Origin of the sequence: Microbacterium sp., from assembly GCF_047602155.1 — a bacterium.
In the GTDB taxonomy this organism is placed as follows: domain Bacteria; phylum Actinomycetota; class Actinomycetes; order Actinomycetales; family Microbacteriaceae; genus Microbacterium.
Map to the genome: position 1 here is coordinate 2,963,296 of NZ_JASGHZ010000001.1, position 17,416 is coordinate 2,980,711.

Genomic DNA, 17,416 nt, shown 5'->3' on the forward strand with positions numbered 1-17,416 from the left:
TAGCGCGGCTGCAACGGGTCTTCATCGACACCAGCGAGCTGTTCCCGTTGACCATCATGGACGTGCTGCTCACGATGTCAGAGGATTTCCTCTTCACCTGGGTCTGGACAGACGAGTTGCTGGACGAGTGGGAGGACGTCATCGTCCGCGGAGGCATGCGCACGCCGGAATCGGCGCGCTCGGTGACCGATGCCGTCCGCACGCACTTCGGCGGTAACCGCATCGACGGGAACCTGTATCAAGACAAGGCTTCCGATGATTTCTCGCCCGATCCTGGCGACCGCCTGCACGCCGCCGCGTGCATCCACGGCGATGTCGATGTGCTCCTGACCCGCAACCTCAAAGACTTCGGGGCTCCGGCCATCGCTCAGGCCTGTGTGCAGGTGATGACCTCCGACACCTTCCTCAGCGAGCTGCTGTCGCACCGTCGCCAGGCAGTCGTCGAGTCGTTCACCCGTGCCGCAGGCTCGAAGAAGAATCCGCCCGTGACATCGGCAGAACTGGCTGACACAATCGCACGCGCGGGAGCGCCGCAGTTCGCCGAACACCTCCGGCCGCACCTGACGGAGTGAATCCTCTACAGACCGAGCCCGTGATCGCGCTCGTGTTGCTGACCAGTCGGCCGGTGGGCGTCATGCTCGGGTGCTCGTAGCCGGGTTGCTCATTCTGCACGCGCGGCCGCCGCGAGACTTTCGACCTCGGCGCGCTCGCGGATCAACCGGTTCTCCGTCGTCACGCCGCGGTAGATCGCTGTGGATACCGGGTCGATGTCGCCGGGCGAGAGCCGCATCCAGATTCCATCGGAGCTTCGCGGATCGCTGCACCGATCATGGTTGCCCTCTCCGCGTGGTGCATGTGACGTACCCATCTGGTTGAGGTATCGAGATGACTCCTCGATTTCGACTCACTCAATCAGCGGACTCTCCGCACAGCCTCTTGGGTGGTCGAGCGCACCATGCAGCAGCCGGTGGGTCCGCGGTCAGCCGATCGGGTAGTGGTGGCGGTTGTGGGGCTCGTAGCCGGGGGTGGAGAAGATCTTGGCGGCGAAGCGGTCGATCTCGTGGAGGATGCGTTCGGGCGGATACTCCTCGGAGCCGCCGAAGAGGTAGGCCCTGCCGTAGGCGGCGCAGGCGTCGACGTAGCGCTCGATCCACATCGCCGGGGTGATGTGGCGCATGCCGGCGAGTTCCGCTTCGGTGAGGTCGAGGTCCTGGCTCAGCATCCGGCTGGTCAGGGTGATCGGTTTCGGGTCGTAGAAGGGGGGTGCGTGCAGGAGCGGCGCCAGCTGTGCGAGGAGGTCGCTCTCGTCCGGCGCGCTGCGCGAAGAACGCGGTGCCGAGCACGGCATACAGGGTGGAGCCGTAGTCGGGGATGTTGTACTCCCAGACGGGCGCCTCTTGGATGGGGAGGAGCCCGGCGACGGCGCGGTCGAGCTCGCCGTAGAGGCAGAGCGCCGATGCCGTGGTGATGAGGTGGTAGTTGTCGTGCATCTTGTGGATGCGGAAGTTCCGGGGGAGCGCCATCAGCTTCTGCTGCTGCTTCGTCAGGCCGCCGATCCCCGCGACATCGAAGCCGGCCACGATGTCCGGGCTGATGCGCGTGCTCAGCTCGCGCCAGTCCTTCTCGCGAATCGACGGACGATCACTCATCGTTCACCTCAATCACTCTATGATCTCGACGCGATACGTGGTACCAGGATCGTGTCCCTTAATGACATGCCTGATCTGCGACGGAGCCCGATAACCCACCGAATCACTATGCCCGATAAACGCACGAAGCCCCGACCTTTTAGGCCGAGGCTTCGCACGTTTGGTGACCCCAGCGGGATTCGAACCCGCGTTACCGCCGTGAGAGGGCGGCGTACTAGGCCGCTATACGATGGGGCCGTTCACGCAACCGTTCGATTATGCCATGTCCGGCATGCGCCCACCAAATCGAGCCGCCCGTCCGGGTGCCCGTTCCGCGCTTGCCCGAAACCCGCCGGCGGCGTTGACTAGGCGCATGCGCATCACCAAGTACGAACACGCCTGCCTGAGTCTCGAAGAGGGCGGCGCGCGCCTCATCGTCGATCCGGGCAACTTCACCGCCCCGCTGGAGGATCTGGCCGGCATCGCCGCGGTGATGCTCACGCACGAGCACCCCGACCACTGGACCGCCGCGCAGCTGCAGCGCATCCTCGAGCACAATCCCGGCATCCCGATCTTCGGCCCGGCGGGCGTCGCCGCCGCAGCGAAGGACTTCGCCATCACCGCCGTCGCACCGGGCGACACGGTCGCCGCGGGCCCGTTCACGCTGCGGTTCTTCGGCGGCGTGCACGCGGTCATCCACTCGTCGATCCCGCTGATCGACAATGTCGGCGTGCTCGTCAACGACGCGTTCTACTATCCCGGCGACTCGTACGCCGTGCCGGAGAGCGTCGACGTGCAGCTGCTGGCCGCGCCGATCGGCGCGCCGTGGCTGAAGATCGGCGAGGCGATGGACTTCGTCCTCGCCGTCGCGCCGCGGCGCGCGTTCGGCACGCACGACGCCTCGCTGTCGACCCGGGGTCTGGCGATGCACCGCCAGCGCCTGCAGTGGGCGACGGAACGGGGCGGCGGTACCTTCGAGGCGCTCGACGCCGGCGACACGACAACCCTGTAGCCGAGACGACGGATGCCGCGACCCCTCCCGGGGAGAAGGTCGCGGCATCCGTCGTCGTTGCGTCTCAGGCCTCGGCGTCGTGGTCGGTCTCGAGGAACTCGACGAGCGCGTCCAGCGCGGCGTCGGCACCGTCGCCGTCGGCCTTGAGGGTGACGACCGTGCCGTGGGTGGCGCCCAGCCCCATGAGGGTCAGGATGCTGCCCGCATTGAGGTCGGGGCCGCCGGCCACGGCGATCGTGACGGGCACGCCGGTCGCCTGCACCGCCTGCACGAACAGCTTCGCGGGGCGGGCGTGCAGGCCAGAGCTGCTGGCGACAGTGGCGGTACGTTCTGCCATGGGGTCCTCCTGGATCGTAGGTGATTCGGTTTCGAGACTAGGCCGTGACGGCCGCGGGGGAAACTGTGGCGTCGATCGGCGTCTTGCGGGCGAAGCGCTTCAGCCCCACGAGCACGAGCGCCGACACGACCGTCCCGGCCGCCAGTGCCACGAGGAAACCCCAGAACGGGTCGATCGCGAAGAAGACGAACAGGCCGCCGTGCGGGGCGCGCGACTGGACCTCGAAGACCATGCTCAGCGCACCCGTGACCGCGCCGCCGACCATGGAGGCGGGCAGCACGCGCAGCGGGTCCGCCGCGGCGAACGGAATCGCGCCCTCGCTGATGAACGCGGCACCGAGCAGCCACGCGGCCTTGCCGTTCTCGCGCTCGACGGGGGTGAACAGCGGTCGTGCGAGCACGGTCGAGGCGAGCGCCATCGCGAGCGGCGGCACCATGCCGGCGCACATGACGGCGGCCATGATGAGGTACGGCGTCGTGTGGCTCGACGACGCGGCACCGAGGCCCGCGACCGCGAAGGCGTACGCGGTCTTGTTGACCGGCCCGCCGAGGTCGAAGCACATCATGAGCCCGACGATGATGCCCACGACGATGATCGCGCCCGTGCCGGCGAGGCTGTTCAGGCCCTCGGTCATCCACGCCATGAGCGCAGCGATGGGGCGACCGAGGAACAGGATCATGAGACCGGATGCCACGATCGAGCCCACCAGCGGAATGATCACGACGGGCATGAGGCCACGCAGCCAGCGCGGCACGTCCAGGCGACCGAGCCACCATGCCACGAGACCCGCGAGCAGACCGCCGACGATGCCGCCGAGGAAGCCGGCGTTCATCATGACCGCGATCGCACCGGCGACGAAGCCGGGGGCGATGCCGGGCCGGTCGGCGATGGCGAAGGCGATGTAACCGGCCAGCGACGCGACGAGGAAGCCCATCGACGTCGAACCGATCATGAACGCGACCGAGCCGAGGTACTGCCCGAGCCCGCCCGCGGGCAGATCCCACAGCGCGTTGTCGATGACGACCTTCGCGGCGTCGTCGGTGACGTTGTAGCCGCCGAGCAGGAACCCGAGGGCGATCAGCAGACCGCCGCCGGCGACGAACGGGATCATGTAGCTGACACCGGTGAGCAGGATGCGCTGGATGCGCGCACCCATGCGCTCGTTCGTGGCGGCGGTTGCCGACGCCGCAGCGGCCGTGCCGCTGACGCGCTGTGCGTTGGGGTCGGTGACGGCGGCGATCGCTTCGCGGACCATCTGCGCGGGCTGCTCGATGCCCCGCTTCACGCCCGCGCGGACGACGGGCTTTCCGGCGAAGCGCTGCGGCTCGCGCACGTCGACGTCGGTCGCGAAGATGACGGCGTCCGCGGCATCGATGATGCTCTGGTCGATGGCCTTGTAGCCGCTGGAGCCCTGCGGCTCGACGGTGAGGTCGATGCCGTCCTTCTTGCCCTGCGCGGTGAGCGCATCGGCCGCCATGAAGGTGTGCGCGATACCGGTGGCGCAGGCGGTCACCGCGACGATGCGCGCCGGGCGGCCATCGACCTGCAGGTCGGCCGCGACCGTCGCCGCGGCGGGGGCTGCCGCCGGAGCCGCGGCTGCCGCCGGCGCGTCCGAGGTCGCCGTCACGACGAGGTCGACGATCTCCTGCGGAGTCGTCGCCGACCGGAGCCCCGCCGTGAACTCGTCGCGCATGAACGCGCGGGCCAGCCGCGAGAGCACGGCGAGGTGCTCCTCTGCGGCGGTGTCGGGGGCCGCGATGAGGAAGACGAGGTCTGCCGGCCCGTCGTCGGCGCCGAAGTCGACGCCCGGGTTCAGTCGCGCGAACGACAGGCTCGCCTGCGTCACGGCGGGGCTCTTCGCGTGCGGAATCGCGATGCCGCCGGGCAGCCCGGTCTCGTCCTTCTGCTCGCGCTTCCAGGCGTCGTCGGCGAGAGCCGAGCCGTCGGTCGCCCGCCCTGCGGCGGCGACGCGCGCCGCCAGGGCGTCGATGACGGCACGCTTGTCGGCGCCGAGTGGCTCGTCGAGACTGACGAGTTCGGCGGTGATGATGTCTGACACGGGGACCTCCATTGGATTCTGGGTCAGGGGTTTCTGGTCGATGGCGGGGACTCAGGGGCGGCCGAGCGCACGCACCGGCACGTCGCCGGGCGGGAAGTCCGCCACGGTCGGCGCCTGCGTTCCCGGGAGGGATGCCGCCGCCGAGCCGTACCGGATTCCGTTGCGCACGCATCCCTCGGGGCTCTCCCCCGCCACATCCGCGAGGAGGAACCCGGCGAGCGAGCTGTCGCCGGCGCCCACCGTGCTGCGCACCGTGGTCGGTGGCGGGGTCGCATGCCACGCGCCGTCGCCGGTCACGAGGACGGCGCCACGGGAGCCGAGGGTCACGAAGGCCGCGCCGACACGGGCCGGCACGAGGGATGCCGCCACCGCGACGACGGCCTCGGCCAGGTCGACATCGGGGTCGAGCGTCACGCCCGCCAATTCGGCGAGTTCTTCGTCGTTGGGCTTGATGAGGTCGGGGCGACCGTTCTCGACGACGGCGCGCAGCGCCGCGCCGGAGGTGTCCACCGCGATGCGCGGGGGCGTCGCCGTGGCGGCCCGCACCGCTGCGATGACGTCGACGTAGAAGCCGGCAGGCAGCCCCGGCGGCAGCGATCCGGCGAGCACGAGCCAGTCGGCGCCCGCCGCGGCGGCCACGGTCGCGGCGATGAGCGCCTCGGCATCCGCCGCGCTGCGCGTCACCCCCGGCAGGTTGATCTTCGTCGTCACACCGTCCGGGTCGGCGATGGTGAGGTTCGCGCGCGTCGACCCGCGCAGCGGGACCGCCTCGAACGGCACCTCGGCGGCACGCAGGAGCCCGGCGAAGGGGTCATCGGCGTCGAGGGGCAGCACCGCGCGGCTCTCGCCCCGCGAGCCGACCACGACGCGGGTGACGTTGATGCCCTTACCCCCGGCATCCTCCCGGACCGATTCGGCCGCCTGCACCTCGCCGACGCGCAGGGCGCCCGTGAGCGTGATGGTCCGATCCAGGGACGGATTCGCGGTCAGCGTCACGATCATGTGATCCACACTGGCATACCCCAGTGGTGCCCTGTCCAGCACGACCGGAAAAAAGACACCGGACCCCGCCGAGATCGACGGGGTCCGGTGCACGGCGGCGAGGCTCAGGCCTCGCTCATCATGGTGACTTCCTGCTGACCGCGGGCGGCGAGGGCGGCAGCCCGCGCGGCGATGCGGCGCTCCTGCTCGATCTGGCCGGCATCCAGGGTCTCCTGATCGACGGGGTAGCTCTCGACCTTGTTCACGCCGTTGTACTTGGCGATGTAGGCGTCGAGCTCGGGGCCGACTCCCACGACGTGATGAGGCAGTAGCGCGGCTCGTCGCCGTAGTGGGCGGCGGCGTGCCAGAGGCGCTGCGTGTCGATGATCAGCTGCGCGCCGGCCGGCAGCGCGATGCGGGTCTCTTCACTCGGATCGGTGCGGTTCTCACGCAGCACGAAGAAGCTCGTCTTGTCGTCGGTGAGGTTGAAGAAGCCACGCACGACCCAACCGGTGCCGTCGGGGTTCAGACGATTGTTGTCGTCCTGGTGCAGGTTGTAGAGGCAGTCGGCGTAGGTGTTCGGCTGCAGCTCGATGATGCGGCAGCGGCCGACGTTCGCACCCGGCTCCTGGGCCCGCGCCGTGAGGGTCGGGGCCAGCTCGGTCTGCGCGTCGATCCAGACGCCGTCCTTGTCGGTGCGGGGCGGCTTGTGGTTCCAGAAGCCGTTGCACTCGATCTCACCCTTGGCCGACGCCAGCGGGGCGAAGCGGGTGTCGCCCGACGACTTCCAGTCGACGTACTCGATGTCGAGCCATTCCTTGGGGTCGATCTCCTTGCCGTACGGGTCGAGGACGACGTAGCCCGTCTCCTCCAGTGCGGCGCACTTGATGTATGCCATGACGAATCATGCCCTTTCTGCCGGACAAGCGAAGTTTTTACAGGCCCGACTTAGGTAAGCCTACCTGCGGCTCCTGCGCGTCTCCCGGACACGGCGACGGCATGCCGGTAAACTCATCGGGGTTTGCGAGGAACGGGACACATGAGCACTGCGACCAACGTCGAGGCCACCGCGGTCAACACGGTCGGGTGGCTGTCGGCATCCGACACGACGATCGTCGTCCCGGTCTACCAGCGCCAGTACCGCTGGGACATCGGCGGATGCGAGCAGCTGCTGGCCGACGTGCGCGCCGTCGCCGCCGCGGATGCCGCGCACACCCACTTCATCGGGTCGATCCTGTCGACGGCATCCACGTCGACCGACGACGACGCGCACCTCGTGCTCATCGACGGGCAGCAGCGGATCACGACGCTCATGCTGCTCGTCGCGGCGCTGCACCACACCCTGCAGGGCGACGACCCGGCCCTGGCGTCCGAGCTGGAACGGGTGCTCGTGCGTTCCGAAGACGGCGCGAAGACGAAGCTGCGCCCGCACCACGCGTGGGCGGGCGTGTTCGAGGACGTCGTGCTCGGGCGCCGAGCCGGTGAGGCCTCGCGGTTCGACGACAACTACGCGTTCTTCCGCAGCCAGATCCGCCCCGACGAGGCGGCGCACATCTGGCGGGGGCTGTGCAAGCTCGAGCATGTCTCGATCACCCTCGGCGAGAGCGCCAATGCGCAGCAGATCTTCGAGAGCCTGAACTCCACGGGCGAGCCGCTGCGTGACCACGAGCTCATCCACAACTACGTGCTGATGGGCCTGTCGCACGCCGAGCAGAGCGAGATCGAGAACGACTACTGGCTGCCGATCGAGCAGGCCACCGGCGAGCAGATCGGCCTGTTCTGGCGGCACTACCTCATCATGCTCACCGGTCGCGAGGTCACCGTCGCCGGCGGGCGGGGCGTGTACGACGCGTTCCGGCAGGAGTTCCCGCGGCTCGACGTCGAGACCCTGCGCTCTCGGGCCGCCGCGTGGCGCGAGTACGCGGAGATCTACCGGCTGCTGCTCGAGCCCTCCGAGACTCCGGATGCCGAGATCGCCCGCCAGCTCGGGTACCTGAACACCTTCGGGCGCGGGATGTATCCCCTCGTCATGCGGCTGTACCGTTCGTTCGCGCACGGCGCCCTCGACACGGGCGCGCTGATCGCCGCGCTGGAGCAGGTGCAGTCGCTGCTGCTGCGCCGCACGGTCGTCGGCGTGTCCACCGATCGGCTCGTCGCGCGGCTGTGCCGCGCCGCCGCGCTGGGGCGCGACGCGCTCGTGCACGCCATCGCGCGGATCACTCCGTCGGACGAGCGCACCCGCGTCGGGCTGAAGTACACCGATCTGCCGCACGCCCGCTACGTGCTGGGTCGGCTGGCCGGCGTGGACGGCGCCGGGTTCGATGTCGAGCACATCGTGCCCACGGCTCCGGGCGACGACTGGTCGCCGGACGGGCTGCTCCGGTGGGCGCAGCTGAGCGACGATCAGCAGAACAGCTTCCGTGCCCTCGCGCAGACCCTCGGCAATCTGACCCTGCTCGAGCAGCCGCTCGCCGATCGGGCGTTCGACGCGTCGTTCGCGGCGAAGCGCGCGGTGTACGCAGACAGCGGCGTCCGGCTCACGCGCGAGGTGGCGGCGGCCGAGCGGTGGACGACGGCATCCATCGCCGAGCGCACCGAGCACCTCACCGATCTGTTCGTGCGCGTGTGGCAGCGTCCGGCGGTGGTCGGCATCGACGACGACAATCTCACGCCGATCCTCGACGCCAAGGTGCGCCGCGGCTGGCCGCCGGGCTGGCAGCGCGAGTTCGACTACGTCGAGTTCCGCGGCGAGCACTGGGAGGTCAAGGACATCCGCTACCTGTTCCACCGCATCTTCCAGCGGCTGTGGGCGGAATCCGCCGCGTCGCGGCAGGCCGTCATCGACTTCAGCGCCCGACGCGGCGGGCCGGTGTACCCCGCGATGGCGTGGAACGGACAGTGGGACGAGCTCGCGCCGGGCCACTACCTGTACCTCGGGTGGGACGCGAAGTACATGCTCGCCGCCGTGCAGGGCGTGCTCGCTGAGGCCGGCTGGGCGTCGGAGGTCTTCCTCAAGTACTCCTACATCGGCGACGCGATGCCCTGAGGGGTCACCGGGTCTGTCGAGGATTCCGAGCCAGCCAGGCATCGGCGATGAGCCGCACGCCCAAGGCGGTCGGGTGCACGCCGTCGTCGGCGATCGCGGCGGCGCCGTGCGCGGCGGCGGCCTCGGTGAGGATGCCGTGCAGCGGGACGAAGGCCGCCCCGAACTCTTCGGCGAGGCGGGCGACCGCGGCGCGCTTGGGATCGAGATCCTCGTACCAGGTCTCCTGCTCCGGGGTCACCGGGGTGAGGAAGGGCTCGACGACGACCAGCTCCGGCACGTCGGCGACGGTGGCCAGGAGAGCACGGTATCCGTTCTCGAAGTCCTCCGTCGAGGTCGCGTCGTCGCTGTCGTAGCGGCGCCACGTGTCGTTGATGCCGACGTAGACGGTAACCAGCGACGGCGACAGGGCGAGCACGTCGTCAGCCCACCGCGCGGCGAGGTCGACGACGCGATCGCCCGAGATGCCGCGGTTGACGATATCGCGCTCCTCCCCCGCGGCACGCAGGGCGGTCGCAACTTCGCGCACCCAGCCGAAGCCGAGGGCGGCCGGGTCGGTGCGCCGTTCGGCGTCCGTGATGCTGTCGCCGATGAAGACGATGGGTGTGGCCATCGGGCCAGTCTAGGAGCGTCGTGCCGACGGCTCTGCATCAGGCAGAGCTCATCCGCCGGTGGGGCGATCGCGTGACGGTCTTCACCGCGGGACTGCGCGAAGTCACTCCCGAGACCACGGAGCAGCTGCGTGCCCGGGGCGTCCGACTGGAGTCGGCTCCGGTCGTCGAGATCCTCCGGGTCGACGGGCGTCTCGCCGTATCCCGGAGTCAGCTCCATCAGGGAGTCTGCTTGCGAGCCGCCAGCAGACGCTCGACCCGTTCGGTGCGCACATAGCCGACTGGCACAGACCGGTTCTCGATGGCCACGGACGCGGCTGCGGCGCGTACGGAGGAACGACGAATCGCCTCGCGCGTGATGTCCATACGCTGCATCGTGGTCACCTCCTGAACCGGAACCTTTCTCCCTATTCTACCGGCTGCCACACCCGGCCAGCGGAAGTCATCCGGTGGATACTGCCGCTTTTCCGGGGGGCGGACCGTCGCCGCCGTGAAGCAGATCCTGAGCAACCCGACGATCATCGGCGAGCGCGTCTTCCGAGGCAGGGTGATCGGGGACGCGGACGTTGAGGAGGACTTCGCTCGAATCCAGCTGCTGAAGCTACGCTCGTGGCATGGCGTCGGCGCGCAGCAAGTCCCATCACAGGCGAAGAGTCGACGCAGGAGTGATCGCGCTCGTGATCATCGTCTGCGTGCTCGCCGCGCCCATCACTGTGTCGATCGTCATCTCCTTGCAGAATGATGCCGTCGCACGCTCGGTGAAAGACCAGCTCATTTCTCTGCCGCTTCCGCCCGACTCAACGCTCATCGATTCCTACTCCGAAGCGGGCAAGCTCGTGGGCAACGGCAATGGGATGCAATATCTGGGGGCGATTCTGATCCAGAGCGAGCTATCCACCACCGAACTCGAGTCTCACTACCAAGCCCAGGCCACAGTGCTCGACGAGGCTCGGGTGTCCGAGTACCCGGTGACGATCACCGTGGAGCGCGGAAACGCCACTCAACTCAGCGAGATCAGGAGCCTGTCGGGATTCCTCGCCGAAGCGGATCAGGCGGGCCGCTACGTCGTGTACGAGTGGGGATATACGTCGTCGTGGGTTCTCAAAGACTGGGATCTCCGAGGCCACTGACGTGCACGAGACTGCGGGGACGGCCTGACGCCAGTAGAGGCTTCGCAGGGAATCGGCGCGTCGAGGCGGTCGGCGGCGAAGGTAAAGCACGCTTGACATAACAGGTAAAGCGTACTTTACTACGAGCATCCGAGCGAAAAACGCTCGTGCAGTGAAGAGCGAAGGAGTGACGCACCATGACGAAGGGCGACGACAAGAATCCCTCTCTGGCGCAGGTCATCAAGAGCGCGAAAGCGGTGGTGGAGGACATCGGCGACGACGCCGACCGAAACGCACCAGGCGTGCCACCACGAGCATTCGGCTTGGCTGCGGCGTTCTGCCTCGTGACGAGCATCGCCGTCGCTCTGGTGGTCGGCGCCGTCGCCCCGGCAGCGTTGTTCTGGCCGGCGGCCCTCATCGGACTGGTAGCTGCGCTGCCCACGACGTACATGGCGGGCTGGGGGTTCTTCGTGAGTGGGCATGTGCACGCCAACAGGAAGATCCGCGACGAGGACATCATCGAGGTGAAGTGGATCGAACGCGCCGCCAGTGGTGTCTTCTTTGACGTCGTCGTACTTGCCGCGTGGGGCTCCTTGGTTCTCTGGCTCGCCTCGACGCACCTGCTTGCGCATCCGATCGTGGTGTCGGCCAGTGGCATGCTCCTCGCGGTGGCAGGCTTCGCCGTCGTGAGCTTTGTGTTCCGCTTCCTCATCGCACGTCGACAGGACGTGGCGTGAGATGCGAAACGATCTCAGTGATCGTCGCCAGGCTCAGGGATGGTCGCAGGAGGCCCTGGCTGACAGACTCGGTGTATCTCGCCAGACCGTGATCTCCCTGGAGAAGGGCCGCTTCGACCCCTCACTGCCACTGGCTTTCAAGCTCGCAGCGCTCTTCCACTGCGCGATAGAGGATATCTTCCATCCTGACTCCTCTCCACAGAACGAACCTCCCTGCAGGGTGGGGGCGTCCGCTTCTTCCGGCTCCAACGGCGTTTCGCCGTAGCCGGGTTCGACACCCGCCACGCGCGCTGCTTGCGCCTGGCGGGGTGCGGTGCGCGCACCGGTGGACACACGCTCCTCGGTTGGACGGACACCCGCGCGGTCGGCAAGAATTGGTCGCGATGATGCGTCCCGCAGTGATGCGCCTGAGGACGGAAGAAGGAAGATGGCATCCGAGAAGTTCGAGGCACCGGATCTCCGGAAGTTCATCGCCGCGCTGAGCGCCGACGCCGGCCACCTGGATGATCTCTGGCGCCGTCCCGAGCCGCAGCTCCTCCCCATCCCGGCAACGGTGCGTGGTTTCCGCATCCGTATCGATCTGCAGCGCACGAAGCCGCCGGTGTGGCGACGCATCGAGGTTCCCGGCGACATCCTCCTTCCGCGGTTGCACGATGTGATCCAGGCGGCGATGGGATGGACCGACAGCCACCTGCACCGCTTCCGCACGAGCAACGACAGGAACACTCCCGAGTTCCTCACGCAGTTCGACCTGGACGAGGGCGACGAGGGGATACTCGAAGACGACGTGCGTCTCGATCAGATTCTGTCCGCCGACGGCGACCGTCTCTGGTACGACTACGACTTCGGCGATGGATGGGGGCACCTCCTGCGCGTCGAGAAGGTGCTCGACAGCCCTCCACCGGTCCCGGTGTGCGTCGGCGGCAAGCTCGCCTGTCCGCCGGAGGACTGCGGGGGTGTGTGGGGGTACACCGAGCTCGCCGACTGGGTGCGCGGCGGCTACACCGACGCGCTCCGCCCCGAGGTCTTCGAGAACACGGCAGAAGGACGCGCCTGGCTGCCCGACCGTTGGCATCCCGACGCGTTCGACATCGATGAGACGAACGAACTCATCACCGCAGTCACCGCCGAGCCGATTCCTGTCGTTGAGGAACTCGCGTCGCTGCTCGAGCTGGCACGGAACCGCGGCGCACGCGGCCTGCGCGATGGGCTCGCACATCCGTCCGCTTCCGGGACGACGAACGTCGGCATCGACGAGGCTACGGAACTCACTGAGCCGTTCCGGGTGCTCCTCGACGTCGTCGGCGCCGGCATGGCGCTCACGGGCGCCGGGTACCTGAAGCCCGCCGCCGTCGAGCAGATCGCCCACCGCACGGGCATTACCGAATGGTGGATCGGCAAGGCCAACCGCGAAGACCTCACGTGGCCCGTCTGGGAGCTCCGCGCCACGGCACGAGCACTGGGACTCGTCGCGGTGCGTAAGGGTCGCATCGCTCCCACGCAGGCCATCACAAGACACAGAGACGACCCGCAAGCGATCCTCCGCCACATCACCGGGCGGCTCCCGCTCGGAACGACCCCCGCCGAACGGCACGCCGGATGGATGGCGCTCACCGTCGCCGCGAACGAAACGCCCGCCGAGCTCTGGGAGGCGAGCATCAGCGAACTCCTGTTCGACCTCGGCTGGCACGACCGCGAGGATCCCTACCGCGCGCCCTCGCCCAAGAGCCCCACGCTCGACGCACTCCGTCTGCTCGCGGGAGCACCGCGCACGGACGGGCGGCCCACGGGAGTGAAGACGGCCGTCGCGGCGATCGCACGGGCTGTCCTACAGCCCTGACCACAAAAGCGCCCCGCTCACGCGGGGCAGAGCGTCACACCTATCTACACGCGGGATCAGCGTCGCGAGAGATCACAGTGACTACTTCACTAGTATCGTATAAGTGATACAATCGCAGTCATGGGCGTCACGGATGTTGCGGCTCGGGTGTCAGAACTGGCAGCCCGTCAGTGGGGTCTGCTCACCACAGCCCAGGCCGAAGCCGAGGGCATCACTCGTCTGCAACTCGCGCGCCTCGCGGATGCGGGCGTGATCGAGCGGTTCGGTCGGGGGATCTACGCGAGTCCTGCTGCTGTCGATGAGCGCACACCGCTGCGTGCCGCGTGGCTGTCCCTCAGCCCTTCGGAGCTGGCCGAGGAACGGCTTGCCGATCCCCCCTCCTCTGGAGTGCTCTCACACACGTCGGCAGCGAGCCTTCATGGCCTCGGTGACCTTCTGGACGATGAACCAGAGATCATGGTGCCCGGTAGGAAGCAGAGCCGCCGAGGTATTCGCCTGCACCGCGCCACACTGCGCACCGATGAGGTGACGCTCGTGGAAGGCCTGCCTGTGACGACGCCCGCTCGCACGGTTGCCGACCTTCTCCGCGACGGGCACGATCCTTCGCATGTTGCGGAGATCGCCGGCGACGCGCTTCGGCACGATCTTACGTCTCGGCAAGAGATGGCGGCGGCGCTGGAGCCTCTTGCCCGTAGAAACGGGCAGCCGAACGGTGCTGCGCTCCTGGAGTACCTGCTCGACCTAGTTGGCCTGAGCAGCAAGGCGCTGGCGACGAATCTCGCGGGTAGTGACCTGGGGAAAGCGCTCGTAACCGCCGGGCAGCTCAGCGCGATCAGAAGCATCATCGAAGCTGTCTCAAAGCTCAATATTCCGACGAACGCTCTCGGTTCGCTGAAGGTCGAGGCGATGGAGTCGTTCACGAAAGATATCGTGCTTCCCCGGTTCCCCGATGGTGTGCTCCCGAAGATCGATATGTCCGCGATCATCGAGGCGGCGAACGTCTCGATCCCCGTCGATACCGAGGCGTTCGAGAAAGTGCTGAGCGCGAGCGTTCCTACCTGGCTGCCCGAGGTAATCCGTGCCCTACCGGCAGACGCATGGTCTCCGTCTGCGCTGACGACGACATCTGCCGACAGAGATGAGGCATCGGCATGACGGACGAACTGCCGTACAAGGATGGCAACGCGCTCTGGGCGGCGGTCACGGCGCGCGCGAAGAGCGAAGCGCAAACCTCCGAGGTAGCGGCGGGGGCATTGCTACGGAGGTTCGTCGTTGATCGCTTCCTGGCGCGTGTGTTCGCGCTTCCTGGTGACGAGTGGGTGCTCAAGGGCGGCAACGCCGTCCTGACCCGTGTGCATGATGCGCGCACGACGAAAGACATCGATCTCCTTGCCGAGCTGGGCGATCTTGATGCGGCCATGGCAAGGCTTCGCGAGGCGGTCAAGATCGATCTCGGGGATCACTTCCAGTTCGTGATCACCGGCATCCGCCCGGCGTCGGGAGGGGCCATGCAGCCCCATGTCGAGGGCTACAAGGTGTCGATCGACGCCTACTGCGGAGTGAAGCGCCGCGACCACTTCGGCGTCGATGTCGTCACGGGTGACCTGATGACCGCGAAACCTGACGTTCAGACTCGCCCCGGCCTGGTGCCCGCCGTTCCGCCGACCAGCGTACGGCTCTATCCCGTGGTCGATCACATCGCCGACAAGCTCTGCGCGACCCAGAGCACTTATGGCACCACCAATGACCAGCCGTCGAGCCGGGTACGCGATCTGGTCGATCTCGTCGTCTTCGCGCGCACACAGCGCATCGACGGAACCGCTCTCATCGACGCCATCAACCTCGAGTGGGCACATCGCGCACTCCCCGGAACCCCGCACTTCGCGCCCCCGTCGAACTGGGATCGCCTCTACTCGCCAGAGGCTCGCCGCGTGCCCGCGTGCGGCGACACCCTCACCTTCACCGCCGCAACAGAACTCGTCGACGCGCTCCTCGGCCTAGCATTCGACGGGACCGCGACGGGCAAGCGTTGGGAGCCGACGTCCCGCTCTTGGACACGAGACTGAAGCTCACCTACCGCAGAGAGGAGGGCAGTTCCGCACCAGTTACGGTACGGAACTGCCCTCCTCTCCTGCAGCGTTCGTCCTGCCGTCGCGCTCCAAGAACTCTGCGAACGCTTTGTCGATGATGTCCGCCGTCACGGGGTCGACCAGCTCAGCGCTGACGACGTAGCTGGCGCGGGTGATCTGCTCATTCGCATGCCCCAGCAGCCGGGAGGCCAACGTGATCCCGGCGACGGCCTCCACGAGCGTCGCGGTGGAGCGGCGGAAGATGTGCGTGCTGAACTGTTCCGTCTCGATCCCCGCCACCTCCAACGCAGCCTTGTTGTCGTCAACGAAGGTGCGCAGCAGACGTTCGTAGTCGCTGACGCTGAGCGGCTTCCCGCTCTTCGTCGCAAACAGGCACGCATCCGTACCCTTGCCGGTTCGGGCGGGCTGGCTGCGGACGGCCGCTGCGGTGAAGCTCGGCAACGCGATACGCCGCTTCTGCCGAGTCCGCTTTGGCGACGGTTTCCGATAGAGGCCACATCGACATCGCAGCGTCGCAGCGCGAGGACTTCCCCAACACCGACGCTGGTGCCGACCATGATCCACATCGCGTTCTCCAACGTCGCCACATTCGGACGCGGCCCATACCCCGAGTCCTTCCGCCAGGCACGGATGAGCCGCTGAACGAGAATCAACTGCTCCGGCGTGAGCACGGAGGTCTTCTTCTCCGGCAGCGGCAGACGCCGCGCGTCTCGCACCGGGTTGAAGGCGAGGATGTCGTATTCGATCCCGGTCTGGCACATCAACGACAGCACGCTCCGCGCCTTCCGCGCCGCCGCCAACGAACGCTGCTCCCGAATGTCCGCGAGGATGCGGTTGTACCGTCGCACCGTGAAGTCCCGCAACAGCAGATCGCCGCACGTCGGGGTGATCACGTTTCGCACCGATGCTTCGTAGGCCTCCATCATGAAGTCCTCGACCATGCCCGACCGGCCCTTGTCGTAGAGAAACACCACGGCCGCTTCAGTGTTCGAGGCGTCCTTGCTCAGCGTCGGACCGCCCGAGTCGTTCAGAACGGCGTCGGCCTTCTCTCGCAGCGCTGTCTCCGCCTCCTCGAACCAGACAAGCACCTCGCGGCGCAGGTACCGAACGTGTCGGCCCATCCGTCGCCATGGCGGGCCGGTGCGGGTGCGCCGCCACTCTTCCACCGTCCGAGGCGAGACCTGGAGGAACTCGGCGACCTGCTCCGGGGTGAGGATATGGTCACGCGATGATCTGCATTCCCGCAGATTTCCGGACCTTATGGCTGGGGTACCTGGACTCGAACCAAGAACAACTGAACCAGAATCAGCCGTGTTGCCAATTACACCATACCCCAAGGGGTGCCGGCCGAAGCCGTACCGAGGGTCTAGCTTAACCCACGGGCAGGCGGGCGACCAAAACGCAGCGCCGGAGACGCCGCGAGCCGGTCACGCCTGGACACGCTCGCCCGACTGCGCCGGACGGATCCACTCGTCCAGCGCGTAGCCCTGACGCTGCGCCTCGGCGAGAAAAGAGGCCTCGACGTCGGCGGCGATCGCAGGGCGGCGGCACAGCAGCCACAGGTGTTTCCGGTTCGGCGTGCCGACGAGGGCGTGTTCGTACCCGTCATCGACTTTCAGCACCCAATAGTCCGCGCGGGTGCCCGGAATCCACCGCAGCCCCACCGGCAGGAATGTCACCCTCAGGCGTCCCGGATGCTCGGGGTCGGGCACGGCCTGCCCCACCGCCTGGGTGGGGTTACCCTCGGCATCCCGACAACGGTTGTCGACGCGCACGGTGCCGTCGTCGTCGAGCGCGTACTCGGCGGTGATGTTCGTGGCCGCCTCGTCCTCGAAGCGCAGCGGCAGGCGGCCGACCTCGAACCACAACCCCAGATACCGCTGCAGGTCAAGGTGCGCCACGTCGTGCACGGGTTCGTTCATGGCATCCTCCGTTCGCGTGCCTTCACCCTACGTGCTCGCAGGCGTCG

At 67.7% G+C, this 17,416-nt stretch carries 18 protein-coding genes, 2 tRNA genes and 1 pseudogene; 9 read left to right on the forward strand and 12 right to left on the reverse strand.

Annotated elements, in window-relative coordinates:
- Window positions 1-23 precede the first annotated feature (23 nt).
- Window positions 24-572: a PIN domain-containing protein gene (locus tag QM720_RS13620; protein ID WP_415127950.1), complete on the forward strand. Its 549-nt coding sequence runs from the start codon at window positions 24-26 to the stop codon at window positions 570-572.
- Between the two features lie 89 nt (window positions 573-661).
- Here QM720_RS13620 and QM720_RS13625 read toward each other — a convergent pair whose 3' ends face one another.
- From QM720_RS13625 to QM720_RS13635, 3 genes are all read right to left on the reverse strand, one after another.
- Window positions 662-790: a hypothetical protein gene (locus tag QM720_RS13625; RefSeq protein ID WP_415127394.1), complete on the reverse strand. Its 129-nt coding sequence runs from the start codon at window positions 788-790 to the stop codon at window positions 662-664.
- Window positions 791-979: 189 nt separating this feature from the next.
- Window positions 980-1,348, reverse strand: coding sequence for a hypothetical protein (locus QM720_RS13630; protein ID WP_415127396.1), 369 nt, complete (start codon window positions 1,346-1,348; stop codon window positions 980-982).
- A 462-nt stretch (window positions 1,349-1,810) separates the two neighbouring features.
- Window positions 1,811-1,886: transfer RNA gene (locus QM720_RS13635), tRNA-Glu, on the reverse strand.
- 115 nt (window positions 1,887-2,001) lie between these two features.
- Here QM720_RS13635 and QM720_RS13640 point away from each other — a divergent pair.
- Window positions 2,002-2,640, forward strand: a complete 639-nt coding sequence (locus QM720_RS13640; RefSeq protein WP_415127398.1) for an MBL fold metallo-hydrolase — start codon at window positions 2,002-2,004, stop codon at window positions 2,638-2,640.
- Between the two features lie 64 nt (window positions 2,641-2,704).
- On the opposite strand, the gene QM720_RS13645 is transcribed toward QM720_RS13640, so the two are convergent.
- The 4 genes and pseudogenes from QM720_RS13645 to QM720_RS13660 all read right to left on the reverse strand — a co-directional run bounded on the left by QM720_RS13645 (window position 2,705) and on the right by QM720_RS13660 (window position 6,915).
- Window positions 2,705-2,977 carry an HPr family phosphocarrier protein gene (locus QM720_RS13645; protein ID WP_415127400.1) on the reverse strand — a complete coding sequence of 91 codons (273 nt, stop codon included), beginning with the start codon at window positions 2,975-2,977 and terminating at the stop codon, window positions 2,705-2,707.
- A gap of 37 nt (window positions 2,978-3,014) precedes the next feature.
- On the reverse strand, window positions 3,015-5,036 hold the full coding sequence (locus QM720_RS13650) for a fructose-specific PTS transporter subunit EIIC (protein WP_415127402.1): 2,022 nt from the start codon (window positions 5,034-5,036) through the stop codon (window positions 3,015-3,017).
- A 51-nt stretch (window positions 5,037-5,087) separates the two neighbouring features.
- Entirely contained in the window at window positions 5,088-6,038 is a 951-nt protein-coding gene (locus QM720_RS13655) for a 1-phosphofructokinase family hexose kinase (protein ID WP_415127404.1), read from the reverse strand.
- Window positions 6,039-6,142: 104 nt separating this feature from the next.
- A pseudogene (locus QM720_RS13660) lies at window positions 6,143-6,915 on the reverse strand (hypothetical protein).
- A gap of 141 nt (window positions 6,916-7,056) precedes the next feature.
- Between QM720_RS13660 and QM720_RS13665 the strand changes: the two are divergent.
- Window positions 7,057-9,063, forward strand: a complete 2,007-nt coding sequence (locus QM720_RS13665) for a DUF262 domain-containing protein (RefSeq protein ID WP_415127406.1) — start codon at window positions 7,057-7,059, stop codon at window positions 9,061-9,063.
- 4 nt (window positions 9,064-9,067) lie between these two features.
- Here the strand turns inward: QM720_RS13665 and QM720_RS13670 are convergent, their stop codons facing one another.
- Together QM720_RS13670 and QM720_RS13675 are read right to left on the reverse strand one after the other, a co-directional pair.
- Window positions 9,068-9,673, reverse strand: coding sequence for an SGNH/GDSL hydrolase family protein (locus QM720_RS13670; RefSeq protein ID WP_415127408.1), 606 nt, complete (start codon window positions 9,671-9,673; stop codon window positions 9,068-9,070).
- Between the two features lie 217 nt (window positions 9,674-9,890).
- Complete coding sequence (locus QM720_RS13675) at window positions 9,891-10,037, reverse strand: hypothetical protein (protein WP_415127410.1); 147 nt, start codon at window positions 10,035-10,037, stop codon at window positions 9,891-9,893.
- 248 nt (window positions 10,038-10,285) lie between these two features.
- On the opposite strand from QM720_RS13675, the gene QM720_RS13680 reads away from it, so the two are divergent.
- The 6 genes from QM720_RS13680 (at window position 10,286) to QM720_RS13705 (ending at window position 15,423) form a co-directional block, all read left to right on the forward strand.
- Window positions 10,286-10,801: a hypothetical protein gene (locus QM720_RS13680; protein ID WP_415127412.1), complete on the forward strand. Its 516-nt coding sequence runs from the start codon at window positions 10,286-10,288 to the stop codon at window positions 10,799-10,801.
- Between the two features lie 176 nt (window positions 10,802-10,977).
- Window positions 10,978-11,517 (forward strand): hypothetical protein, encoded by a 540-nt coding sequence (locus tag QM720_RS13685; protein ID WP_415127414.1) that lies wholly within the window; start codon window positions 10,978-10,980, stop codon window positions 11,515-11,517.
- Window position 11,518: 1 nt separating this feature from the next.
- Window positions 11,519-11,782, forward strand: a complete 264-nt coding sequence (locus QM720_RS13690) for a helix-turn-helix transcriptional regulator (protein WP_415127416.1) — start codon at window positions 11,519-11,521, stop codon at window positions 11,780-11,782.
- A gap of 162 nt (window positions 11,783-11,944) precedes the next feature.
- Window positions 11,945-13,357 (forward strand): plasmid pRiA4b ORF-3 family protein, encoded by a 1,413-nt coding sequence (locus tag QM720_RS13695; protein ID WP_415127418.1) that lies wholly within the window; start codon window positions 11,945-11,947, stop codon window positions 13,355-13,357.
- Between the two features lie 120 nt (window positions 13,358-13,477).
- Entirely contained in the window at window positions 13,478-14,512 is a 1,035-nt protein-coding gene (locus QM720_RS13700; RefSeq protein WP_415127420.1) for a type IV toxin-antitoxin system AbiEi family antitoxin domain-containing protein, read from the forward strand.
- Window positions 14,509-15,423 (forward strand): nucleotidyl transferase AbiEii/AbiGii toxin family protein, encoded by a 915-nt coding sequence (locus QM720_RS13705; RefSeq protein WP_415127422.1) that lies wholly within the window; start codon window positions 14,509-14,511, stop codon window positions 15,421-15,423. Before QM720_RS13700 ends, QM720_RS13705 begins: the two co-directional genes overlap by 4 nt.
- Window positions 15,424-15,462: 39 nt before the next feature.
- Here QM720_RS13705 and QM720_RS13710 read toward each other — a convergent pair whose 3' ends face one another.
- The 3 genes from QM720_RS13710 to QM720_RS13720 all read right to left on the reverse strand — a co-directional run bounded on the left by QM720_RS13710 (window position 15,463) and on the right by QM720_RS13720 (window position 17,369).
- Entirely contained in the window at window positions 15,463-15,888 is a 426-nt protein-coding gene (locus QM720_RS13710) for a tyrosine-type recombinase/integrase (protein ID WP_415127424.1), read from the reverse strand.
- An 820-nt stretch (window positions 15,889-16,708) separates the two neighbouring features.
- Window positions 16,709-16,783 (reverse strand) — tRNA-Gln (locus QM720_RS13715).
- A gap of 91 nt (window positions 16,784-16,874) precedes the next feature.
- On the reverse strand, window positions 16,875-17,369 hold the full coding sequence (locus QM720_RS13720) for a lipocalin family protein (protein WP_415127426.1): 495 nt from the start codon (window positions 17,367-17,369) through the stop codon (window positions 16,875-16,877).
- Between the last annotated feature and the right edge of the window lie 47 nt (window positions 17,370-17,416).